The organism is Litoreibacter sp., from assembly GCF_058136045.1.
On the sequence record NZ_JBYVDD010000004.1, the window covers coordinates 340,351 to 363,959 of the forward strand.

General features: G+C 57.0%; 22 protein-coding genes. 10 read left to right on the forward strand and 12 right to left on the reverse strand.

The window, feature by feature from the left end:
- Window positions 1-38 precede the first annotated feature (38 nt).
- Both carB and AC3Y7R_RS07130 read left to right on the forward strand, forming a co-directional pair.
- Window positions 39-3,353, forward strand: coding sequence for a carbamoyl-phosphate synthase large subunit (gene carB, locus AC3Y7R_RS07125; protein ID WP_490041333.1), 3,315 nt, complete (start codon window positions 39-41; stop codon window positions 3,351-3,353).
- A gap of 1 nt (window position 3,354) precedes the next feature.
- On the forward strand, window positions 3,355-4,536 hold the full coding sequence (locus AC3Y7R_RS07130; protein ID WP_490041334.1) for a DUF4062 domain-containing protein: 1,182 nt from the start codon (window positions 3,355-3,357) through the stop codon (window positions 4,534-4,536).
- A 13-nt stretch (window positions 4,537-4,549) separates the two neighbouring features.
- Here the strand turns inward: AC3Y7R_RS07130 and AC3Y7R_RS07135 are convergent, their stop codons facing one another.
- Window positions 4,550-5,002: a hypothetical protein gene (locus AC3Y7R_RS07135; RefSeq protein ID WP_490041335.1), complete on the reverse strand. Its 453-nt coding sequence runs from the start codon at window positions 5,000-5,002 to the stop codon at window positions 4,550-4,552.
- A 260-nt stretch (window positions 5,003-5,262) separates the two neighbouring features.
- On the opposite strand from AC3Y7R_RS07135, the gene AC3Y7R_RS07140 reads away from it, so the two are divergent.
- On the forward strand, window positions 5,263-5,844 hold the full coding sequence (locus AC3Y7R_RS07140; protein ID WP_490041336.1) for a thymidine kinase: 582 nt from the start codon (window positions 5,263-5,265) through the stop codon (window positions 5,842-5,844).
- Window positions 5,845-5,872: 28 nt separating this feature from the next.
- On the opposite strand, the gene AC3Y7R_RS07145 is transcribed toward AC3Y7R_RS07140, so the two are convergent.
- The 7 genes from AC3Y7R_RS07145 to coaBC all read right to left on the reverse strand — a co-directional run bounded on the left by AC3Y7R_RS07145 (window position 5,873) and on the right by coaBC (window position 11,395).
- The gene (locus AC3Y7R_RS07145; RefSeq protein ID WP_490041337.1) at window positions 5,873-6,820 is read right to left on the reverse strand and encodes a 2-hydroxyacid dehydrogenase; all 948 of its coding nucleotides are present in this window, start codon (window positions 6,818-6,820) and stop codon (window positions 5,873-5,875) included.
- Window positions 6,820-7,158: a tRNA-binding protein gene (locus AC3Y7R_RS07150; protein ID WP_490041338.1), complete on the reverse strand. Its 339-nt coding sequence runs from the start codon at window positions 7,156-7,158 to the stop codon at window positions 6,820-6,822. The genes AC3Y7R_RS07145 and AC3Y7R_RS07150 overlap by 1 nt, the downstream gene beginning before the upstream one ends.
- 2 nt (window positions 7,159-7,160) lie before the next feature.
- A complete protein-coding gene (gene proC, locus AC3Y7R_RS07155; RefSeq protein ID WP_490041339.1) occupies window positions 7,161-7,973 on the reverse strand; it encodes a pyrroline-5-carboxylate reductase in 813 nt (270 codons plus the stop codon).
- Between the two features lie 31 nt (window positions 7,974-8,004).
- Window positions 8,005-8,508 (reverse strand): type III secretion system chaperone family protein, encoded by a 504-nt coding sequence (locus AC3Y7R_RS07160; RefSeq protein WP_490041340.1) that lies wholly within the window; start codon window positions 8,506-8,508, stop codon window positions 8,005-8,007.
- 185 nt (window positions 8,509-8,693) lie between these two features.
- A complete protein-coding gene (locus AC3Y7R_RS07165; RefSeq protein ID WP_490041341.1) occupies window positions 8,694-9,731 on the reverse strand; it encodes a HesA/MoeB/ThiF family protein in 1,038 nt (345 codons plus the stop codon).
- A gap of 3 nt (window positions 9,732-9,734) precedes the next feature.
- A complete protein-coding gene (gene dut / locus AC3Y7R_RS07170; RefSeq protein ID WP_490041342.1) occupies window positions 9,735-10,202 on the reverse strand; it encodes a dUTP diphosphatase in 468 nt (155 codons plus the stop codon).
- A complete protein-coding gene (coaBC, locus tag AC3Y7R_RS07175; RefSeq protein ID WP_490041343.1) occupies window positions 10,199-11,395 on the reverse strand; it encodes a bifunctional phosphopantothenoylcysteine decarboxylase/phosphopantothenate--cysteine ligase CoaBC in 1,197 nt (398 codons plus the stop codon). The genes dut and coaBC overlap by 4 nt, the downstream gene beginning before the upstream one ends.
- Here coaBC and cobU point away from each other — a divergent pair.
- From cobU to AC3Y7R_RS07195, 4 genes are all read left to right on the forward strand, one after another.
- Window positions 11,394-12,086: a bifunctional adenosylcobinamide kinase/adenosylcobinamide-phosphate guanylyltransferase gene (gene cobU, locus AC3Y7R_RS07180; protein WP_490041344.1), complete on the forward strand. Its 693-nt coding sequence runs from the start codon at window positions 11,394-11,396 to the stop codon at window positions 12,084-12,086. The genes coaBC and cobU overlap by 2 nt on opposite strands.
- Window positions 12,083-12,664 (forward strand): histidine phosphatase family protein, encoded by a 582-nt coding sequence (locus AC3Y7R_RS07185; protein ID WP_490041345.1) that lies wholly within the window; start codon window positions 12,083-12,085, stop codon window positions 12,662-12,664. The genes cobU and AC3Y7R_RS07185 overlap by 4 nt, the downstream gene beginning before the upstream one ends.
- A 60-nt stretch (window positions 12,665-12,724) precedes the next feature.
- On the forward strand, window positions 12,725-13,405 hold the full coding sequence (locus AC3Y7R_RS07190) for a glutathione S-transferase (RefSeq protein WP_490041346.1): 681 nt from the start codon (window positions 12,725-12,727) through the stop codon (window positions 13,403-13,405).
- Between the two features lie 63 nt (window positions 13,406-13,468).
- A complete protein-coding gene (locus AC3Y7R_RS07195) occupies window positions 13,469-14,971 on the forward strand; it encodes a YifB family Mg chelatase-like AAA ATPase (protein WP_490041347.1) in 1,503 nt (500 codons plus the stop codon).
- A gap of 15 nt (window positions 14,972-14,986) precedes the next feature.
- On the opposite strand, the gene gshB is transcribed toward AC3Y7R_RS07195, so the two are convergent.
- The 3 genes from gshB to rsmI form a co-directional block, all read right to left on the reverse strand.
- Window positions 14,987-15,928 carry a glutathione synthase gene (gene gshB, locus AC3Y7R_RS07200; protein ID WP_490041348.1) on the reverse strand — a complete coding sequence of 314 codons (942 nt, stop codon included), beginning with the start codon at window positions 15,926-15,928 and terminating at the stop codon, window positions 14,987-14,989.
- Between the two features lie 116 nt (window positions 15,929-16,044).
- Window positions 16,045-16,410 (reverse strand): YraN family protein, encoded by a 366-nt coding sequence (locus AC3Y7R_RS07205; protein WP_490041349.1) that lies wholly within the window; start codon window positions 16,408-16,410, stop codon window positions 16,045-16,047.
- Window positions 16,411-16,412: 2 nt separating this feature from the next.
- Window positions 16,413-17,279, reverse strand: coding sequence for a 16S rRNA (cytidine(1402)-2'-O)-methyltransferase (gene rsmI / locus AC3Y7R_RS07210; protein ID WP_490041350.1), 867 nt, complete (start codon window positions 17,277-17,279; stop codon window positions 16,413-16,415).
- Between the two features lie 110 nt (window positions 17,280-17,389).
- Between rsmI and AC3Y7R_RS07215 the strand changes: the two genes are divergently transcribed.
- Genes AC3Y7R_RS07215 through murJ form a run of 3 tightly spaced genes read left to right on the forward strand, consistent with a single transcriptional unit; the run spans window position 17,390 to window position 22,882 of the window.
- The gene (locus tag AC3Y7R_RS07215) at window positions 17,390-18,562 is read left to right on the forward strand and encodes a penicillin-binding protein activator (protein ID WP_490041351.1); all 1,173 of its coding nucleotides are present in this window, start codon (window positions 17,390-17,392) and stop codon (window positions 18,560-18,562) included.
- On the forward strand, window positions 18,522-21,344 hold the full coding sequence (locus AC3Y7R_RS07220) for a [protein-PII] uridylyltransferase (RefSeq protein WP_490041352.1): 2,823 nt from the start codon (window positions 18,522-18,524) through the stop codon (window positions 21,342-21,344). The genes AC3Y7R_RS07215 and AC3Y7R_RS07220 overlap by 41 nt, the downstream gene beginning before the upstream one ends.
- Window positions 21,345-21,361: 17 nt before the next feature.
- On the forward strand, window positions 21,362-22,882 hold the full coding sequence (gene murJ / locus AC3Y7R_RS07225; protein WP_490041414.1) for a murein biosynthesis integral membrane protein MurJ: 1,521 nt from the start codon (window positions 21,362-21,364) through the stop codon (window positions 22,880-22,882).
- On the opposite strand, the gene AC3Y7R_RS07230 is transcribed toward murJ, so the two are convergent.
- Window positions 22,879-23,568 (reverse strand): rhomboid family intramembrane serine protease, encoded by a 690-nt coding sequence (locus AC3Y7R_RS07230; protein ID WP_490041353.1) that lies wholly within the window; start codon window positions 23,566-23,568, stop codon window positions 22,879-22,881. The genes murJ and AC3Y7R_RS07230 overlap by 4 nt on opposite strands.
- Window positions 23,569-23,609: the final 41 nt, after the last annotated feature.

The following is a 23,609-nucleotide window of genomic DNA, read 5'->3' on the forward strand; positions in this document are numbered from 1 at the left end:
TAAACCCACGATAATTTGCGCAAACTGGGGGCCAGACCATGCCAAAAAGAACCGATATCAAATCCATCATGATCATCGGCGCAGGCCCCATCGTTATCGGGCAGGCCTGCGAGTTTGACTATTCCGGCGCGCAAGCCTGCAAGGCGCTTCGCGAAGAGGGCTACCGCGTCATCTTGGTCAACTCGAACCCTGCCACCATCATGACCGACCCTGACATGGCCGATGCCACCTACATTGAGCCGATCACGCCAGAGGTTGTAGCCAAGATCATCGAGAAAGAACGCCCCGATGCATTGCTGCCAACCATGGGCGGGCAAACCGGGCTTAACACCTCGCTAGCATTGGAAGAAATGGGCGTTCTGGCCAAATATAATGTCGAGATGATCGGCGCCAAACGCGAGGCCATCGAGATGGCCGAGGACCGCAAATTGTTCCGCGAAGCCATGGACCGCCTTGGCCTAGAGAACCCCAAAGCCGTCGTTGCCAACACCATGGACGAATGCATGGAGGCCATCGAATATGTCGGCCTACCCGCCATTATTCGTCCCGCCTTCACCCTTGGCGGCACTGGCGGCGGCGTGGCGTATAACCGCGAAGATTATAAACACTTCTGCAAAACTGGCCTTGATGCATCACCCGTCAATCAAATCCTAATCGACGAATCCCTGCTGGGCTGGAAAGAATTTGAGATGGAAGTCGTGCGCGACCACGCCGACAACGCCATCATTGTGTGCGCGATTGAAAACATCGACCCGATGGGCGTGCATACTGGCGACAGCATCACTGTGGCCCCGGCCCTAACGCTGACGGACAAAGAATACCAAGCCATGCGCAACGCCTCTATCGCTGTACTGCGCGAGATTGGCGTCGAAACCGGCGGCTCCAACGTGCAATGGGCCGTGAACCCCGTTGACGGGCGCATGATCGTGATCGAGATGAACCCGCGCGTGTCGCGCTCCTCCGCGCTGGCCTCCAAGGCCACTGGTTTTCCAATCGCCAAAATCGCCGCCAAACTGGCCGTGGGCTTTACGCTGGATGAATTAGACAACGACATCACGGGCATCACACCCGCATCGTTTGAGCCAACGATCGACTATGTCGTCACCAAGATCCCACGCTTTGCTTTTGAGAAATTCCCCGGCGCAGAGCCATACCTGACCACCGCGATGAAATCCGTGGGCGAAGTCATGGCCATCGGGCGCACCTTCCACGAGAGCATGCAAAAAGCACTGGCCTCGATGGAAACTGGCCTCACGGGTTTTGACGAGCCCGATATCGACGGCATGCCAGCGCAAGACGCACTGCAATACCGTGAAAAAGACGGCACACGCATCCTTGTTGGCACCGATACCGCCGCGCAAGAAGCCATCGACAAGGCCCTAACGCGTGAGCTGGCCAAGCAAACTCCGGACCGCATCCGCGTCATCGCCCATGCCATGCGCTATGGTTTCTCAGATAGCGAGATCAACCAGATCACCGCATATGATCCGTGGTTTCTGGCCCGTATCCGCGAGATCATCGAGGCCGAAGCCATCGTGCACAAAGACGGCTTGCCCGAGACTGAATCCGGCCTGCGCGAGTTGAAAATGCTAGGCTTCTCGGACGCCCGCCTTGGCATATTAACCAACCGCACCGAGGCCGATATCCGCCGCACCCGCCAAAACCTTGGCGTCACGGCTGTGTTCAAGCGCATCGACACTTGCGCCGCCGAGTTCGAGGCCCAAACCCCCTATATGTATTCCACCTACGAGGCCCCAATGATGGGCGAGGTCGAATGCGAAGCCCGGCCATCTGACGCCAAAAAGGTTGTCATTTTGGGTGGTGGTCCGAACCGTATCGGCCAAGGCATCGAGTTTGATTACTGCTGTGTCCACGCCTGCTATGCGCTGACCAAGCAGGGCTACGAGACGATCATGATCAACTGCAACCCCGAGACTGTATCGACGGATTACGACACCTCAGATCGGTTGTACTTTGAGCCGCTGACGTTCGAGCATGTCATGGAAATCCTGCGCGTAGAGCTGGAAAACGGCACGCTTCACGGCGTTATCGTCCAGTTTGGCGGCCAGACACCGCTGAAAATCGCGCAAGCGCTGGCCGATGAGGGCATCCCGATCCTTGGCACCTCGCCCGACGCGATTGATCTGGCCGAGGACCGTGAACGCTTCCAGCAATTGGTCGAAAAACTTGGCCTGTTGCAGCCCCATAACGGCCTAGCCCATTCCGACGAAGAAGCCTTTGAGAAAGCCGTCGAGATTGGCTTCCCACTGGTGATCCGCCCCTCTTATGTGCTGGGTGGCCGTGCGATGGAAATCGTGCGCGATCAGGCGCAGCTCGAGCGCTACATCTCCGAGGCCGTGGTGGTTTCCGGCGACAGCCCCGTGCTGCTCGACAGCTACCTGTCTGGCGCGATCGAGGTCGATGTTGACGCGCTTTGCGACGGCACATCTGTGCATGTCGCAGGCATCATGCAACATATCGAGGAGGCCGGCGTGCACTCGGGCGACAGCGCCTGCTCCCTGCCCCCTTACTCACTTTCCAAGGACATCATTGCACGCCTGCGCGACCAGACCAAAGCCCTTGCGCTTGGGCTAAATGTTGTCGGCTTGATGAACGTACAATTCGCCATCAAAAACAACGACATCTACCTTATCGAAGTCAACCCGCGCGCCTCGCGCACCGTGCCATTTGTGGCCAAGGCTATCGGCTCTCCTATCGCGTCTATCGCCGCGCGGATCATGGCGGGTGCCAAGCTGGAAGAGTTCGACCTGATCGACCCGATCATCGACACCTATGCCGTCAAAGAGGCCGTGCTGCCCTTCGCCCGCTTCCCCGGCGTCGATACCTTGCTTGGGCCAGAAATGCGCTCAACGGGCGAGGTCATGGGGTCCGATAAAAACTTCCACCGCGCCTTCCTCAAGGCACAAATGGGCGCGGGCACAGAGCTACCAGAAGGCGGCACTGGCAAAGTGTTCTTCTCGATCCGCAACGAGGACAAAACCCCCGACATGCTGGAAGCCGCAAGCGTGCTGCTGGACCTAGGCCACGCCCTGATTGCCACCCGCGGCACCGCTGCTTGGCTCGTTGAAAATGACATTGCCTGCGAAACTGTCAACAAAGTCTACGAGGGCCGCCCCAATGTGGTGGACCAGTTGAAAGACAAACACATCAGCCTTGTTTTGAATACAACCGAGGGCACGCAAGCCATTGAAGACAGCCGAGAAATCCGCTCCATCGCGCTCTACGACAAAATCCCCTACTTCACCACCGCCGCCGCCGCCCACGCCTGCGCATTGGCGATGAAGTCACGGGTTGAGGGTGAGATCGAGGTTAAAGCGTTGCAGGAGGGGTAATATGCCAACTGGCGTTCAACGATTTCGAGTTTTATTATCTTCGCCAGGAAATCTCGCAGAAGAACGCGAGATAGCACGCCAAGTTGCTGATAATATTAATCTCGATAGTGGAGCACGCGACGGGTTTTTTGTCGAGATCATTGGATGGGAAACACATACTTGGCCTGCCGCTGGAGAATACCCTCAAGCAACAATAAATGACCAATTGCCCGATGACATAGACATCTACATTGGAATAATGGGTTCTTATTTTGGAACACCAACAAAGTACTGGGGATCTGGTACCGAGGAGGAGTTCCGGATAGCGTTTGACGCTTGGAAGGCCCATAAAAAACCCGAAATTATGTTCTATTTTTCCGAAGTCCCACTAAAATCAAGGGACATCAATATAGATCAATTGGCAAAGAAAAATAATTTCAGAACTGAAATTGGGGAATTGGGCGTTCGATACGAAGAATATGATGACCCGACTCAATTTAATGTTTTGTTGTCTCGACAGCTTTCCATGGCGATCTACGACCTTATCAAAACCGCCGCGCCACACACAGACGAAACGCCCCCGTCAGATCAAAAATTTTCAATGCTGAAAAACTTTGAAGACCTTCTTGAGCAAAATCCTTTATATGCAGCAAATGACCTAATCAGCACGGCAGCTAAACATCTCAACGACCACACAACTGAGATGGACGAACTGGCAACAGACCTCACACAATTCTCAACAAAACTAGCTAAATTTACTAAACGACTAACCCACGCAAACAACTCCAACTCGGTACAAAGCCAGATGGACGCCCTCTCTGGGATCATGAACTTATTGGCCCGCTACACTTCACGACTCAAAATACATATTCCTAAAATGAACAACTCATTTCGCGATTCAATGGTCTGCATGCAACGAGCTATCAATATCATAGACACTGCTGATCTAACAGAAACTCTGCCCATCGGTGATAATATCAAACCAATGCAGGGCATGCTTGAGGCGCTGAAACCACTAGAGGGACAGATCACCTTCAGTTCTGAGGCATTTGCAAAATGGCCTGATATTTCTCCAGATATGAGTTTCCATCGAGATGTGCTTTTGGCGTTACATAGTGATTTGACTGAATATGTCAGACGCTCCGTCAAGCTAGGAGAAGACGTTCTCCAAACAGCACAGGTTGTAACCAGAAGAGTAGACTAACCGCCTCGGCCCCTCAAACAGTCTCATCTTCTAGATGCAGCTTCATCTCGACCAGAACTTTTTGCAGCTCTAACGTCTCGATCAACATACGCTTGGCCTCGGTGGCCGTGATAACGCCGTCTTGGATGGACTGATTATATTCCCCCATCAGCATCGCAAAGCGCTGCGCCAAGGCGACTACGTTGGTGTTTACCGATGCGGAATTTCCCTTGCGGCCAGTGTCGACCTCCAGAGTGTTGCCATTGATCTCGGCCAAAGCCTGCGTCACATGCGGAAAGCTTGAGGCGGCTTCCAGTGCCGCGACGGCATCTAGTGGCATATAGCGGTCAGAGTGCTCGTCCGACTCGGAATAGTAGCGTCCCAAAGTGGCCTTGGAGCGGCCAGTTAGCTTGCACGCGGCCTCTACGCCCACGTCTTTCACCAACGCCTCAGTGTGTTTCTTAAGGTACTTATTCATCACAGCCATTGTGTCGCCTTCCCCGGGCCTAATAGGTCTTGTGGGGAATACCCCAAAGCCTTTCCCCTGCGCAATTGTTTTCCCCCGCGTTACTCAGAGTAAGCTCCTAGGGTATGGGGGCTACGGGGTTCGTGTTGTGCTGAATACGAACTCATGGTGAGGGGCGTCGAAGTGTGTGTTGCCGGGTAATCAGCATGCGCTAAGAACGCTTTCCCTAGCGCGTCCCTCACCGACCTTGCCCCTCTCAACAGGCTTTGATACGGGGGTATATGGCCAAATTATATTTCCACTACTCCACCATGAATGCGGGTAAATCTACGCTACTTTTGCAGGCCGCGCATAACTACCAAGAGATGGGAATGCAGACCTATTTGTTGACCGCTGACTTTGATCACAGGGCAGGCACAGGGCAGATTGGCTCACGCATTGGACTGGCTAAAGAGGCTGATATTTATAGCGAAGAATCTGACCTTTTCTCCATGATTTCCAACCGCTTAAGCGAATCTTCCGTTGCTTGCGTCATGGTCGATGAGGCCCAGTGGCTATCCAAAGAACAGGTCTGGCAACTGGCCCGCGCGGTGGATGATTTAAAAGTTCCCGTCATGTGCTACGGGCTACGCGTCGACTTCCGCGGGGAGCTGTTTCCCGGCTCTGCCGCCTTGCTGGCGCTTGCCGATGAGATGCGCGAAGTGCGCACCATTTGCCATTGCGGGAAGAAAGCCACCATGGTCATCCGCAAGGGTGCTGACGGCAAGGCTGTTGTCGATGGGGACCAAGTGCAAGTCGGCGGTAACGAGACCTATGTGTCGCTGTGCCGGAAGCATTTTCGCGAGGCGACAGGTGACATTTAACGGGGAAAAATGTCACATTTTTCCCTGCTCAGACCGTGTTTGGTGGCACGTTCCCTGCCGAGAACGCCAGTAGATTATCCAATGCCATCATCCCCATGCCCGTGCGCACCTCCAGCGTGTTGGTCCCAAGATGCGGCAACAAGGTGACATTCTCCAAGGCTTTTAGGGCATCCGGAACAACAGGTTCATGCTCATAAACATCCAATCCGGCCCCACCGATCTGACCTGTTTGCAGCGCGTTGATCAACGCCGCCTCATCAACCACGTCACCACGAGAAATGTTGACGAAAATCGCGTGGGGCTGCATCGCATCAAATACTGACACCCCAAATAGATGGCGCGTCGCAGGCCCCCCGGGTGTTGCGGCGACCAAAATATCCGCCACCCGCGCGACATCCTCCACGCTGTCCAATTGCGTCGCCTCCGCAAGGTCTTTGCGCGATCTATTGGCGTATACAATCTTGCAGCCGAACCCATGATGGCAGCGCTTCGCAATCGCTTGCCCGATCCGCCCCATACCAATGATACCGACCGTTTTTCCCGTCAGATGCAGACCCAGCATTTGCGTCGGCTGCCAGCCCATCCAGTTGCCAGCACGCACCAGCCGCTCGCCCTCGCCCGCGCGCCGCGCAGTCATCAACATCAGCGTCATTGCGATATCCGCCGTTGCATCTGTCACAGCGCCCGGAGTGTTGGTTACCGCGATGCCCTGCGCCTTGGCGGCCTCCGCATCAATATGGTTAAAACCAACGCCAAAGTTCGCCAGCAACTTGGCACGAGGCTGTGCCCCCAAAATAGCCGCCTCCGAAAACTGGTCTCCGAGTGTTGGCAAAATTAAGTCATAATTTTCAATTGCATGGGTTGCTTCAGCCACACTCATCGGGGCTATGTCGTCGCGTAAAACCACATCAAATGATGCGCGCGCTTTTTCCATCACCGTTTCTGGCAATAGCCGTGAAATTAGCAGCTTTTTCATCAGTACATCCTCCCGCCGATAGGCACGTTTTTGTCAGGGACCATCAGCACAACTTCACCGTCAGCATCTGGCATCCCTAGGACCAATATCTCCGACATAAATTTGCCGATCTGGCGGGGTGGAAAATTCACCACGGCCATAACTTTTTTGCCCGGTAGATCTTCCGGTGTGTAGTGCTGGGTGATCTGTGCAGAGCTTTTCCGCTCACCAATCTCAGGTCCAAAATCCACCCACAGCTTAATCGCGGGCTTGCGCGCTTCTGGGTAGCTTTCTGCCCGCACGATAACGCCCACACGAATATCGACCTTCATAAAGTCATCGAACGAGATCTCATCCATATTTAGCCCCCCAATTCGCGGCCACGATCTGTCGCGGCTTTCACTGCGTCGCCCAGCAATTTAGGGAACCCAGCGCCTTCATCCATCAGCACCTCTAGGGCCGCAGCCGTGGTTCCGCCCGGGCTGGTGACGTTGATGCGCAACTGCTCTGGACTATCGTCTGACGCTTCTGCCAACGCGCCCGCCCCGGCCACCGTGGCCTTGGCCAATTGCATCGCCAATTCCGGTGCCAAACCTTGCGCCACACCTGCGGCGGCCATCGTCTCAATCAGGTGAAAAACGTATGCAGGGCCAGAGCCGGACACGCCCGTCACCGCATCAATCTGCGCCTCATCCTTAAGGCGCACCACCTGCCCCACGGCCTGCAACAACCCTTCCGCCATGTCTAAATGCGCCGCACTGGCGTAGTCATTTCCAACGATGGCAGAAATCCCTTTCGCGATGGCCGCAGGGGTATTCGGCATAGAGCGCACAATAGGTGTCTGCACCCCCAAAGCCTGCTCGAAAAGCGCAATTGATGTCCCCGCCGCAATCGACAAAAATAACGTCGTCGCATTGCCCAACGCCACCATGCGCGGCAACGCATCACCCATCATCTGCGGCTTCACCGCCAGCAAACAAATAGCGGGATCATTGGGCAAATCTTCATTGATATGAACGCCTTGCGCCTTCAACCAATCTGACAGGTAAGGGTCCAAAACGTAAACTGACTCGGCATGAATCCCACCATTCAGCCAGCCTTCCAGCAAGGCCGAGCCCATCTTCCCACAGCCCAGCAAAACCAGACCGCGCGTGTTAATTTCGGTAAAATCCATGGCGTCCTCTTCCCCTGTCAGATGCAGCAGGTTAGGCGCGCCCGTAGGCTTCCGCAATGGCAACATTCATCGCGTCTTTCGGCGTCCGGTCGCCCCAACACACCAGCTGGAATGCAGGGTAGAACCGCTCTGATGCTTTGATCGCCGCCGACAACATTTTGTCGACCTGATCAGCCCCGGCACCAACACCACCCGCCAAGATCAGCCCGTAGCGATAAACCATCAGCCGTTGCGCTTCCCAGTAAGTGAATGCGCCGGTCCAGCATGTGTCATTTGCGCGATTAATCACGTCATAAAGCGCCGGTAATTTGTCTTCTGGCGGCTCCATCTCAAAGGTAGAGACCAGCCGCAATGTCTCATCATGATCGGACCATGCAAGGGTGATTGAGTAGGTCCGCCATTGGCCCTCAATCGCCATCGCGATTTGGTCCTCCGCGATGCGGTCGAACTCCCAATCGTGATGGGTTGCCAAGGTTTCCACCAGATCAATCGGATGCAAATCCTCGGTCTCATAGTAGTGCTGTAGGCTAGACATGCTCGGCCCCACCGTCAAAATCGCGTATCGAGGGATGTCTTCCCCCCAACTTGCTGGGTTCTACTCTATAGATTGCGGTTCAGCCGCAATCCTTTCCCAGATGTTGTGATTTATTAGAGTCTCTGTAAAGGTAAAGTTTAGCTTTACCCACAACAGATTGTGTCCCTGTGGGTTATTCCTACTATTTAAGGTAGTTTTCCACAGGCAAGACACTCTGGATCGCGCTTCAAGGAAATCAGTCGAGTCTCGGCGTATAATGCGTCGTAAATCAACATTTTCCCGCGCAACCCTTCTCCTGCCCCCGTGACGTGCTTTATCGCTTCCACCGCCATCATCGAGCCGACCACCCCCGGCAACGCCCCCATCACCCCTGCTTCTGCACAAGATGGGGCCAGCCCCGCAGCAGCCGGATTGGGGAAAACGCAGGCATAACATGGGCTGCTCGTTGCGGGGTCAAACAAGCTCAACTGCCCCTCCCATTGAGAAATCGCCCCTGAAATCAAAGGCTTGCCCAATTGCACGGCAACGCGATTTACCAAGTATCGCGTCTCGGCATTATCGGACCCATCTAGAATTAAATCATACTCAGCAAATAACTCCGCAGCCATATCCGCCTCAAGTCGGCGGTGATACGGCAAAATTTTCACAAAGGGGTTTTGCGCCGACAGCGCCTTCTGGGCCGAGAAAACCTTGGGCATCCCGATCCGCGCATCGGTGTGGATCACTTGGCGTTGCAAATTAGAGCTATCGACCTCATCGTCATCAATCACCCCGATCGTGCCGATCCCTGCGGCGGCCAAATATTGCAACGCAGGCGCGCCCAGACCGCCAGCCCCCACGACAAGAACGCGCGACGCTTTCATCTTTTTCTGCCCCGGACCGCCTATCTCGCGCAGGACAATATGACGGGCATAGCGATCCAATTCTGCCGCAGAAAACTTGTCGGATGGCGTCTCTGGTGCCTGCATGTCCGCTGCCTGTTTGCGCAACTGGCCCAGTACCGCGCGATACCCCGCCACGACCACAGCCACGCCCGCAAAAATGGCCCACCCGCGTAAAGTGCCTGTCGCTTCCTTGATCGGGTTGCCTGCGGGCAATGCCATCTGGAAGAAAATGACCCATGCGAACAGCGCAACCAACATGGCAACGATCACCCGCCGAGGCGCATCAAAATAGCGCGCGCCCAGAATAAACCCCACAGCAATAAGGAGAACCAGCGCCATAACTCAGCCGCGCCCGGTCGAGCCGAAACCGCCCGCGCCGCGCGTGGTCTGCGACAGGTTTTCCACCATCTTGAGCCGCGCCTGCACCACCGGAGCCACAACCATCTGCGCAATCCGGTCCCCATGGTTAACCGTGAACGGCTCGCCGCCAAGATTGATCAAAATCACCCCAAGCGGCCCACGATAGTCACTATCAATCGTCCCCGGACTGTTGGGCAGGCTGATCCCGTGTTTCAACGCCAAACCGGATCGTGGCCGGATTTGCACCTCAAAGCCTTCGGGAATTTCCACCCGCAAACCTGTGGGCACCAAGGCGCGCTGCATTGGCTCCAAAACCAGCCCCCGCGCCCGATCTGCTTCGCCCAAGTTGGCACGCAAATCTGCCCCCGCCGCGCCGCTTGTCTCATACGATGGCAGGCCCAGCACGCGGTCCGCGCCTTCAACCCATGAAAATCGCAAAACAGGGGTCACGCCAATGCCTCGGCAATCTTGGCCGCAAGCCTTAACGCCACCTGATCTTTGGTCATCCGCGGCCAGCTGTCCGCGCCATCCTGCGAGATAATCGTTACCGCATTTTCGCTGCCACCCATGATGCCCGTCTCGGGGCTCACATCATTGGCAACAATCCAGTCACAGCCCTTACGTTTGCGCTTGGCTGTCGCGTTGGCTTTGACGTCATCAGTCTCGGCGGCAAAGCCAACAACCAATTGCGGGCGGCCTTTTTCCATCTGCGACACGCCTGCTAAAATATCGGGGTTCTCGACGAATTCCAACGCGGGCGCATTGCCCGAGCCGTCCTTTTTCATCTTGGAGCCAGACGCATTCGCCACCCGCCAGTCCGCCACTGCCGCTGCAAAAACGGCCCCATCCGCGGGCAAAGCCGTCGCCACGGCCTTTTGCATCTCATCTGCCGTTTGCACTCGCACCACCGTCACGCCCGAAGGCGGCGCTACATCTGCGGGGCCAGTTATGAACGTCACCTGCGCGCCTAACGCCGACAACGCGCGGGCAATTGCCGTCCCCTGCGCGCCTGAAGATCGGTTCGCGATATAGCGCACAGGATCAATCGGCTCATGCGTCGGGCCTGATGTCACCACGATATGGCGCCCCTTCAGTGGCCCATCCGCCAGCACGTTCGCCACCGCATCCACAATCGCCAGCGGCTCCGACATACGGCCCGGCCCATGTTCTCCACACGCCATATCGCCCACATCAGGACCAACAATCACAATGCCATCGCCTTGAAGTGCCGCTAGGTTTCGTTGGGTCGCGGGGTGCTCCCACATGCGCACATTCATCGCGGGTGCAATCAGCACGGGCTTGTCCGTGGCCATCAGCAAAGTGGACGCCAGATCATTGGCCAAGCCCGCCGCCATCTTCGCCATCAAGTCCGCAGTGGCCGGGGCGACCACGACCAAATCGGCGGCGCGCGACAACTCGATATGGCCCATCTCGGCCTCATCTGTCAGGTCAAACAGGTCACGAAAAACCTTGTTGCCCGCCAAAGCCGAGGTGCTCAGCGGCGTGACAAATTCCTCCGCCGCTTTGGTCAGAACCGGCGTCACCACGGCGCCGCGCTCGCGCAAGCGCCGGATCAGGTCCAACGACTTGAAGGCCGCGATGCCGCCGCCAATGATCAAAAGTACGCGTTTTCCAGCCAGCATGGTGCACCTCATTCTCTCTGCCCCAAGTGTTAAGACAGCGCGGCGCAAGGGGCAATGTCAGTATTCGCTTGGCTCAAGCCCCGCCTTTTGGGATGAAGGCACAGGCGATCACGCCGCGACCATGACCAAAGAGGACCAAAACATGCCAAACCTGCCCTCCCTGACCATGGTTCTTGGCGGTGCGGCCTCCGGTAAATCCGCCTTCGCGGAGCAGGCCATCTTGCACGCCACCCCTGATGCGCCCCGCACCTACATCGCCACCGCGCAAGCCTTTGACGATGAGATGCGCGCGAAGATCACCCGCCACCAAGCGGCCCGCGCCGCAGGTGGCTGGACCACGCATGAAGAGCCGCTAGAGGTCGCGGCCTACCTCGCAAATCTGCCCCCTGAACAAGTGGTACTACTGGACTGCGCCACGCTCTGGCTCAGCAATCAATTGATGGCTGAGATCGACCTGCATGCGGCATCCAATACCCTTGTATCGGCCCTTACCACCTGCGCCGCCCAAGTCGTCGTCGTCACCAACGAGGTCGGTCAGGGCATCGTGCCCGAGCACGCCATGTCGCGCCAATTCCGCGAAGCTCAGGGCAAGCTGAACCAGCAGATTGCCAGCAAAGCCCAACTGGTTATCCAAGTCACCGCTGGCCTGCCCCAAGTTCTGAAAGGGCAGATGCCCAAGGCGTTGGTATGACCGTCACCCGCCTGTGGTGGGTGCGCCACGGCCCGACACACCAAAAGGCCTTTACCGGCTGGCGTGATGTCCCGGCCGATCTGTCCGACACGCAAAAACTCGCCCGTCTCAACGCATATCTGCCCGCGGATGCTGCTATCGTTTCCTCTGATCTAAGCCGTGCGCGCACCACTGCCGACGCGCTAAATACGGGCCGCACGCGGCTGCCACATGACCCGCAACTGCGCGAGTTAGACTTTGGCGTTTGGGACGGTTTGCATTTCTCTGAGGTTGATAAATTGCACCCCGAATTATCCCACGCCTATTGGGAAACGCCCGGCGATGTGAAGCCCCCCGAGGGCGAAAGCTGGAACGACCTCCATGCCCGCCTGACCCCTTCCGTACACGCGCTTTTGGACGCACCCCACGCAGATATCGTAATCGTAGCCCATATGGGCGTGATCATGTCGCAGTTGCAGCGTGCCCTAAACGTGAGCCCCTACAAAGCCATGTCCCACACGATAGAGCCGCTCTCGGTCACCCGTATCGACGTCTTAGCCAATGGCTGGAAAGCGCGCTCGATAAATCACCAACCATGATGGGAACCGTCACAATTCATCACTTTTCGTTCGCTCCCTTGCTGCGCTACGCTGCACCTTATGACTTATGATCTCCTTATTGGCGACCGCTCCTATTCCAGTTGGTCCCTCCGTGGTTGGCTTTTGTTCGCAAAGTTCGACCTCGACATCACCGTGCAAGACGCACGCCTTTACACCCCTCAATTTACCGAAAGCTTGAAGCCATTTGCGCCTGCGCGAACGGTCCCTGTTGTGCGCCTGCCCGAGGGCTGCGTCGTCATGGATAGCCTCAGCATTGCCGAAACATTGGCCGAGCGGCACCCCGACAAAGGGTATTGGCCAAAGGACCCAGCCGCCCGCGCCCTTGCGCGTGGCATGGTTGCAGAAATGCACAGCGGCTATGTTGCGCTTCGCTCAGCTTGCCCGATGAACCTGCGCCAAAGCTTTGTAGATTTCCCCATCTCAGACGACATCGCCGCAGACCTGACCCGAATTGAGGCTCTGTGGGCGCTGGCCGAAGACATGAAAACAGACGGGCCATGGTTATTCGGCGACTATTCAGTTGCCGATGCGTTCTTTGCGCCGGTCGCCGCGCGCATGGCCGGTTATGGCTTGCCACTTGGCGAAAATTCCAAAGCCTATGTGGTTCAGACCATCTCTGATCCGACGTTTTTGGAGTGGCGCAGACGCGGGCTGCAAGATGCGCCTCAGTCCAACTATGACTTGCCATATGAGGCCGGCGCATGGCCCGGGCCTGACTAAATAAACCTCGCGTTAACTAATAATCCGTCACTTAGAGACATAGTTAACGCGAAAAGGGCACTCATGGTTTCCCGCACATATACGGTTGCCTTTGAAGGGATTGAGGCCCGGCTGGTCGAGGTGCAATGCGCCGTGACCGCCGGGCTGCCGTCATTTTCTATCGTCGGGTTGGCCGATAAAGCGGTTAGCGAAGCACGCGACCGTGTGCGCGCCGCACTCACCGCGATGTCTATTGCGATGCCGTCCAAAAGGGTCACGGTAAACCTGTCCCCCGCCGACATGCCCAAGGAAGGCTCGCATTTCGACCTCCCCATCGCGCTGGCCCTGCTGGCGGCGCTCGATATTTTACCCGACGAGGACGTCCAGAACACCGTCGCTTTGGGGGAATTATCCCTCGATGGCTCGCTGGTTCCGGTGATCGGCACCCTGCCCGCCGCCCTGGCCGCCGCCGAGCAAGAGTGTACTCTCTTGTGTCCCGAATCCTGCGGCCCCGAGGCCGCGTGGGTTGATAGCGCCCGGGTTTTCGGGGCGCGATCTTTGCTCGAAGTTGTGCAGCATTACACGGGCCAGCGCCCCCTTCCCGTTGCGACGCCGGGCGAAGTCAGCCGACCCGATCACCTAAAAGACTTGCGCGATGTCAAAGGACAAGAACGTGCCAAACGTGCGCTGGAAATCGCCGCCGCCGGGCGGCATCACCTGCTAATGGTCGGCACCCCCGGGTCGGGAAAGTCCATGCTTGCCGCCCGCCTCCCCGGAATTTTACCGGCGCTTTCGCCAGAAGAGGCGCTGGAAACCTCAATGATCCACTCGCTTGCCGGGCTTTTGGATAACGGCGGCATCTCACGCGAACGCCCGTTTCGCACCCCCCATCACACCGCCTCTATGGCAGCAATTGTTGGCGGTGGACGTGGGGCCAAACCGGGGGAAATCTCGCTGGCTCACAACGGGGTATTGTTCATGGATGAGTTTCCCGAATACCCGCGGGCCGTCTTGGAAACCCTGCGCCAACCCATCGAGACCGGCGATGTGGTCGTCGCGCGCGCCAATGCCCATGTGCGCTACCCGTGCAAATTCATGTTGGTCGCCGCGGCCAACCCCTGCAAATGTGGCTATATGACCGACCCCGCGCAGGCTTGCTCGCGCGCACCACTATGCGGCGAAGATTACATGGGTCGCATTTCCGGGCCGTTAATGGACCGGTTCGATTTACGCATAGACGTGCCGCCCGTGGCCTTCACCGATCTGGATTTACCCGCATCCGGTGACACATCTGCCCAAGTGGCGGCCCGCGTCGAGGCCGCGCACGCCGTGCAGTCGCAGCGCTTTACCAGCCATGTTGACGTTCGAATGAATGCGGACGCTGAAGGCGAATTACTAAAGGAAGTCGCCACCCCCGACACTGAGGGCGCCGCCCTTCTGACCCGCGCCGCCGAGCACTACCGCCTATCAGCGCGCAGCTATCACCGTGTGCTGCGCGTCGCGCGAACAATCGCGGATATGGACGGCAGCTCGGGTGTTCGGGCCACCCATATTGCTGAAGCCGTCAGTTACCGAGTCGCGGAATAATCTGCCCCGTTATAATCAGGCCCGTCGTGCCTCAATCGCTTCCCAAATCTTGGCGGTCACGTTCACGCCGTCAAAGCGTTCCAATTCCAGCAAACCTGTGGGTGAGGTCACATTTATCTCTGTCAGCCACCCACCAATAACGTCAATTCCTACGAACACTTGACCATGATTTTTCAAATCCGTCCCAATCCGCGCGCAAATCTCTAGATCACGTTCTGTCAGACCAACTTTTTCAGGGCGCCCTCCCACATGCATATTCGAGCGCGTTTCCCCCTTCGCGGGAACGCGGTTAATCGCCCCGACGGGTTCGCCATCAATCAAAATGATGCGTTTGTCCCCCTTGGCCACGTCAGGCAGGAATTTTTGCATGATCAGCGGCTCGTTATTGATGCCAACAAACAACTCATGCAGCGAGTTCAGGTTGCGATCATCGGGCGTCAGACGAAACACACCCGCACCGCCATTGCCATAGAGCGGCTTTAATATGACGTCGCCATGACGCTCTTTGAACGCCTTAAGTGTCTCAAGGTTTCGCGCAATAGCCGTCGGAGGCGTCAAGTCAGGATAGTCCAATACCTTAAGTTTTTCGGGCCAGTTGCGCACCCACGTCGGGTCATTCACCACTAAAGTGGCCGGGTGGATTCGATCCAAAATATGCGTGGTGGTGATATACCCCATGTCAAATGGCGGGTCTTGACGCAGCCAAACCACATCCCAGTCAGCTAAATTGATGCGCTGCCGCTCACCCTGCTCGAAATGATCGCCCTCTACGCGACGAACTTTTAAAGGCCAACCTTCAGCATAAACCTCGCCTTCCACGTAGGACAGCATGTCGGGAGTATAGTAAAATAATTCATGCCCACGCGCTTGAGCTTCCTCTGCAATGCGAAAACTCGAATCCCCATCAATGTTGATGTCGTCGATCGGGTCCATTTGAATGGCAACTTTTAGGCCCATGTGCTGTCCTCCGTGCATAAAGGCCAAACACTGACCTCACACGTCTTAAATGCGACAGCGAGGGCGGGCTTTCAATCCATTATGTGCAAACAATCCCCACGGCACTAGCGCACGGATCAAGCCGCCATTGCATTCTCGATGATTTCAATGCGCCCAGCGCCATCCACCAACGCCACATCAAAGCGCATATTAGTGTTCTGACCATCCGGCTCATTCGCCACGAATTCTTCAGCCGTCTGAAACAGCCGTGCCATTTGACACGACTGCAAACGCCCTGCCGCACGCGCATGAGTACGACTTTGTTTTACCTCAATAAAAATCACTTCGTCATGATGGCGCAAAACCAAATCAATCTCTCCTGATTTGCCCCGAAACCTATGCGCCTCGAATGAATACCCGCGCCGCAGGTAGTTCCTTGCAACACCGCGCTCTGCCTCAAGGCCTGCGTGGTATCCCATTTGCCCGCGCGCGGTCCGAGACATTGCTATTCCCTTTCTTTCTCCAGCCGCAGCGCGGCTTGATAAATCTGTCGCCGTGGCTGCCCGGTGGTTGCCATTACCTGTGCGACTGCATCCTTAAGGCTACCATTTTTCATCGCGTCCCGCAGAAGAATTTCCGTATCATTTTCATCAAACCCGCTCTGCTCGCCACGGGCGACAAGCACAACCACTTCGCCTTTCAGCATGTCACCACGCAAGTCTTCAACCAACTCGGCCAAAGTCCCGCGCCGGACTTCTTCAAACTTCTTCGTCAACTCCCGCGCAACGACTCCTTCACGCTCTGCGCCGTATACTTCCACCAAATCATCTAACATTTTGTGAACGCGTTTCGGGCTCTCATAAAACACCAAAGTTCCCGGCACCTCGGCCAGCCCTCGCAAAAAGCTCTGTCTTTGTCCTTTAGATACCGGCGAAAATCCCGCGAAAAAGAACGCATCTGTTGCCAGACCGCTAACCGTCAAAGCCGTCAATACCGCCGAAGGTCCGGGGGCTGCCGTGACCATGTAACCAGCCTCCACCACCGCACGCCCCAACTGATAGCCCGGATCCGCGATCAGTGGCGTTCCCGCTTCCGATGCATAGGCCACGGATTTCCCCGCCTCTAGCGCCGCCAGCAATTTAGGACGCGCCGCTTGGCCATTGTGATCATGGTAGGCCACCAGAGGGCGGCCATTCAAAGCGATTCCATGAATATCCATCAGACGGCGTAAAGTCCGCGTGTCTTCTGCGGCTAAAACATCCGCAGATGCCAAAATATCAAGCGCACGCAGCGTAATATCGCGGGCGGTTCCTATTGGGGTGGCCAAAAAATAGAGCCCTGGCGCCAAAAGTACGCAATTTGCAGCCGTCATACACCTAACCTTCGTCTTCGCGTTTACTTGCCCCCTCAGACCACGTATTCACAGTTTCACAAGCGTGGCTGTGCCGGCGGCCATTGGTGGGGACTTATGGAGTGATCAACATGTTCAACCTTTTGGGAAGCGCCCGCAAGGGCATGCGCGCTATTGTGGCGCTAACGGCAGCAGTTGGGCTATCAGCCTGTAACGTAGATTTAAACTCACTGGGGGATGCTGGCGCAAAATCCAACGGCGATGCTGTCGAAGTTGCGTTGCTGGTGCCTTATGGCTCGGCCACCCCTGGCGACACCGGATTGGCACGCGGCCTTGAAAATGCCGCACGTATGGCTATCGCCGATTTGGGGGCAGGCAAGGTGAACCTGACCGTCTACAATACCGCCGGTCAGGCTGGCACTGCGGCATCTATGGCCACGAAAGCCGTCGCGGCTGGCGCCGACATCATCCTTGGACCGCTACGCTCGGATGCCGCTAATGCGGTTGCGGTCGCGGTCTCTGGCTCAAAAGTGAACGTCATTTCGTTCTCCAACAATACCTCAATCGCTGGTGGCAACCTGTTCATCCTTGGCAACACCTTTGACAATATCGCGTCACGGCTCATGGGCTATGCCGGGTCGCAAGGGCGCAGCCGCGTCGTTGTGGTCTACCCACGCACCCCCGTTGGCCAAATTGCGCGCTCTGCAATTGTGAAAGCCACCTCTGGCACCAATGTGCAAATCGTCGGTGACGGCTCATTTGAATTCAGCCACGAGGGAATCGTCGCGGCAATGCCCGCGATTGCCAATACCGTAAAAACATCAGGGGCCACGGCCATCATCATGACCTCTGATAGCACCGGCGCATTGCCGCTACTGGCGCAAATGCTGCCCGAGCGCGGTGTAAGCCCCGCCGTCACCAAGTACATTGGCCTGACCCGCTGGGATGTTCCGGCACAGACACTGTCCCTTCCAGGCGTTCAAGGCGGCTGGTTTGCATTGCCCGACCCTGGCCCAACCAGCCAGTTCAACTCCCGCTACCTAAAATCCTATGGTGATAATGCACATCCCCTGTCAGGCCTTGCCTATGACGGTGTGGCTGCTATCCGCGCTCTGGCGGCGAAAAAGCGTGCAATAACCAAAGGAAACCTGACGCAAAACGCTGGCTTCAAAGGCGTGAACGGGGTATTTAGGTTTAAATCCGACGGCACGGTTCAACGCGCTTTGGCCGTTGCACAAGTGACGAACAATCAGGTCCAGATTATTGATCCCGCACCAAAATCCTTCGGCTTCGGCGGCTTCTAAGCCCAAAGCCGCCGCTAAAGCACCCTCAGCGCCGGGCGATTTAATTTGCCCGGCGAATACTATCTTGAACGCCGTCACGCTCCGAGAGCAGCTAGACGCGCAAAACCTTGACCTCTCCAGTGCCAAGGAAATACGCGCAACAACAGTAGCTATCTTGCTGAAAGTGCAAAGCGCAGGTCGTGACGCCATCGCAGAGGCCTTCACTCAAGAGCCTCTTGCCGCGCGCAAACTTACACGCTCCTATACCTACCTGACTGACGGGTTGGTGCGCGCCGCCTTCCATGTCGCACGCACCTATCTGCATCCTTTGTCTAACCCCACTGAATCTGAACGCCTTGCGGTCATCGCGGTTGGTGGCTATGGCCGCGGCGAAATGGCCCCGTTCTCGGATGTCGACCTGCTGTTTTTGACCCCATATAAAGTCACCCCATGGGCCGAAAGCGTCATCGAATCGATGCTCTACATTTTGTGGGACCTGAAACTAAAGGTCGGCCACGCCTCGCGCACGGTCAAAGATTGCCTGCGTCTGGGGCGCGAAGATTTCACCATTCGCACAGCCTTGCTGGAGCATCGCCTTGTCGATGGTCACGCGCCTTTGGCCAAAGAGCTGGACAGCCAGCTTTGGGAGAAACTGTTCAAGAAAACCGGGGCCGAATTTGTCGAGGCCAAGCTAAACGAGCGCACTGAGCGTCTTAGAAAGCACGGCGGCGGTCAGCGCTACATGGTTGAGCCGAACGTGAAAGAGGGCAAAGGCGGGCTGCGCGACCTGCAATCGCTCTACTGGATCGCAAAATACGTTAACCGCGTGAAAACCACGAATGCGCTGGTTAAACTCAAAGTCTTCACCCGTGACGAGTTGGAAGACTTTCAACAGGCCGAGCGCTTTTTGTGGGGCACGCGGTCTCACATGCACCTGATTGCCAAACGTGCCGCCGAGCAGTTGACCTTCGATCTGCAAGTCGAGGTGGCCCAGCGCATGGGCTATGCGGATAAGGGCGGGCGCCGTGCGGTCGAGCACTTCATGCAAGACTACTTTCGCCACGCCACCCGCGTGGGCGAATTGACCCGTATCCTTCTTACCGGCCTGGAAGCGCGCCACGTCAAAGCAGAACCCGCCATTCTGGGCTTCATCCGCAATGCACGTCGCAAGAAACTGAAGCCGGGCTATAAGCTGCGCCAAAACCGGCTCGTCATGGTCAAGAACAAAGAGTTCCTCAAAGACCCGCTCAATTTGCTGCGCGTGTTCGAGGAGGCTCTGCGCACCGGCTACCTGATCCATCCCGACCTCATGCGCCTGATTGCCACTAACCTTGAGGCGATCCATATGCTTGAGGGCAACAAAAACGCCTCGCGCATTTTCCTCGACACCCTGCTTAAGCACGGCAACCCTGAACGCGCCCTGCGCCGCATGAATGAGTTGGGCGTGTTGGGGGCTTTTATCCCCGACTTCCAGACCATCGTGGCGATGATGCAGTTCAACATGTACCACTCCTACACGGTGGATGAGCACACGATCCAAACCATCTCCCACCTTGCGCAAATTGAGCGCGGCGAACTGGTCGAGGAGCTTCCCGTCGCCTCGTCAATTCTCAAAGATGGGTTGAACCGTAAGGTGCTTTATGTCGCGTTACTGCTACACGACATTGGCAAAGGTCGCGACGAAGACCATGCCATTTTGGGCGCTAAAATGGCCCGCTATATCGCACCGCGCCTTGGGTTGAATAAAGAGGAATGCGCCACCGTCGAATGGCTGGTGCGCTACCATCTTTTGATGTCCGACATGGCGCAAAAACGCGATATCGCCGACCCGCGCACCGTGCGCGACTTTGCCAAAGTGGTAAAAACGGTCAAGCGGTTAGACCTGCTTTGCGTGCTGACCGTGTGCGATATTCGCGGCGTTGGGCCAAACGTGTGGAACAACTGGAAGGCCTCGCTGATCCGCGCGCTCTACCGCCAAACGCGGCGCGGTCTAGAGGACGGCATGGAGGCGCTTAACCGCAAAGAACGCGGCTCTGAGGCCAAAAAGAACCTGCGTGCGGCCATGCCTGACTGGAGCGAAAAAGCCCTCAAGCGCGAGATTGCACGCCATTACCCATCTTATTGGCAGGGCCTGCATGTCACCGCACATGTTGAAATCGCACATCTGCTAAGCGATATTCCCACCGATGAAATCCGTGTTGAGCTAACCCCTGACGAGGATCGCGATGCCACCCGCGCAACCTTCGTTATGGCCGACCACCCGGGCATTTTCTCGCGGGTTTGCGGGGCCTTGGCCTTGGTCGGCGCGAATGTCGTTGATGCGCGGACCTACACGACCAAAGACGGGTTTGTGACGGCCACCTTCTGGGTGCAAGACGGCGATGAGCACCCTTATGACGCCGCACGCTTGCCGCGCCTCAAGACAATGATTCACAAAACTTTGATGGGTGAAGTCGTCGCTGGCGAAGCCTTGGCCCCGCGCGATAAAATGAAAAAGCGCGAGCGTGACTTCATCGTGCCAACGTCGATCACTTTTGATAATGACGGCTCGGAAATCTACACCATCATCGAGGTCGACACTCGTGATCGTACCGGCTTGCTGTTCGATCTGACCCGCGCGCTAGCAGCCTCTAACATCCAAATTGCCTCCGCCGTGATCGCCACCTATGGCGAGCAGGTGGTCGATACATTCTACGTCAGAGACATGTTCGGGCAGAAATTCGACTCCGCGTATAAAGAAAGCCAGATCGAGCAGAAATTGCGCGCGGCCATCACCCGTGGCTCGAAGCGGGCACGCGCGTGAGTCAGCCAAATAAACTGATGCGTGGCTTTGCCACTGTTGGCTCGTGGACGCTCATGTCGCGCATCCTTGGCTTCGTGCGCGATGTGCTGATCGCGGGCTTCCTTGGCGCAGGCCCCGTGGCCGAGGCGTTCTTGATCGCCTTCTCCCTGCCCAATATGTTTCGCCGCTTCTTTGCCGAGGGCGCGTTCAATATGGCCTTCGTGCCGATGTTCTCCAAAAAGGTCGAAGCCGATGATGATCCGCTAACTTTCGCGCGTGACGCCTTCACCGGGTTGGCCACGATCCTGATCGTCTTCACATTAATTGCACAAGTGTTCATGCCTGCTTTGGTGCTGCTCATGGCCTCAGGATTTGCCGCCGATGAGCGCTTGGAACTCGCCACCATATTTGGCCGCATCGCCTTCCCCTATATCCTATTCATCTCGCTGGCTGCATTATTATCCGGCGTGCTCAACTCAACGGGGCGCTTTGTCGCCGCCGCTGCCGCACCCGTATTGCTCAACATCATTTTCATCGCCGCACTGGTCGCCACTTGGGCGATGGGCGGCGATATCGGGCTAGCCTTAGCATGGGCTGTGCCTGTTGCTGGCATCGCGCAATTGGCGCTGGTGTGGTGGGCCGCATCACGCGCGGGCTACCGCCTGATCCCGCGCCTGCCGCGCTTAACACCCGACCTCAAACGCCTTGCCATCATCGCAGGCCCCGCGGCCTTGGCGGGGGGCGTGGTGCAGATAAACCTGCTGGTCGGGCGCAATGTCGCCAGCTGGACCGAGGGCGCAATCGCGTGGGTTAACTATGCTGACAGGTTGTACCAATTGCCGCTGGGCGTTGTCGCCATCGCCATCGGCGTGGTGCTACTGCCCGAATTGTCGCGCCGCTTGCAAGCCGGCGACGAGGCAGGCGGCCAAGACGCCATCAGCCGCGCCTGCGAGATCGCTTTGGCGCTGACCGTGCCTTGCGCCGTGGCTTTGATGGTGATCCCCGCCCCGATGATTTCCGTGTTGTTCGAGCGTGGCCGTTTCACCCCCGAGGACACCGCCGCCACCGCATTGGCCGTGGCCATCTACGGTATGGGCCTGCCTGCATTTGTGCTGCAAAAGATCTTCCAACCGCTGTATTTTGCGCGTGAAGACACCAAGCGCCCGTTCTACTTCGCGCTGGTTTCCATGGTCATCAACCTCGTTGTTGCCGTCGGTCTGTGGGCGTGGATGGGCTATCTGGCCGCCGCACTGGCCACCTCCCTTGCTGCTTGGGGTATGGCATGGCTGCTGTGGCGCTATTCGCGCGATTTCGGCCAAGCCGCCACGTTTGACGCACGCTTTCGCACCCGCACGCCACGCATCATCGCGGCCTCCGCAGTGATGGGCGCGTTCCTTTATGGCGCGCATATGTTGCTAGCGCCGCTATTCGAAATGGGCGCATGGCGCTACCTTGCACTGGCAATTTTGCTAATCTCGGGCGGGATGTTCTACGCCGTCGCAGGCCGCCTATTCGGCGCATTCACACCAGCTGATTTGAGAAGCAACCTACGCCGTTAACGCTGGCGCATCTTGTCCAGCACGCGGCCCCAGCCACCGGGGCTGACCAGGAACGACAAACCAAACCCCGCGAAGAACCCCGACAGGTCCGCGATCCAGTCCAACCCGCCGCCAAAAATCAGCCCGAAGACCAGTTGAAACAGCATCAAGAACCCGATCAACGTAAACGCCCGCAACGATTCCGCGCCAACGGCGGCCAGATTCACCCAGCGCAAAAACGTAAACGCCCCGATCAACCCGTAGGCGCCGGGATAGGCCCCAAACAACGGTGCTTGAGCGTCAGTCACCAGCGCATATATCAGCGCCCCAACAATCGACGCCATCATAAAGATCGCAATGAACGACAGCGCCGAGAACACCTCTCCCACCACCTTGCCAATCGCCAAAATGATCACCACGGCAAAAGCCGCATGGGTGAAACTGCCGTGCAAAAACGGGTAGGTCACAAAACGGATCATATGCTCGCTTGGGAAATAGCTTTTGGCCAGCATCTGGTCCCAGATCGGCCCGAAAAACGCATAATCCTGCAACGCCACCAGCCGCCAGCCTATCGCCTGCGGTCCGCCCACAAACCCGCTGCTGCCAGCTTGGAAAATTATCTCGACCCCGGCCAATATCAAGGCCAAGGCCACCACCACGGGCGGCAAAGGGTTAAACGGCGGCTCGTCGGCATTCTCATGAAACATAGTTTTGCTCTGGTTGACCTCTTGTTGGCCCATGGGTAATC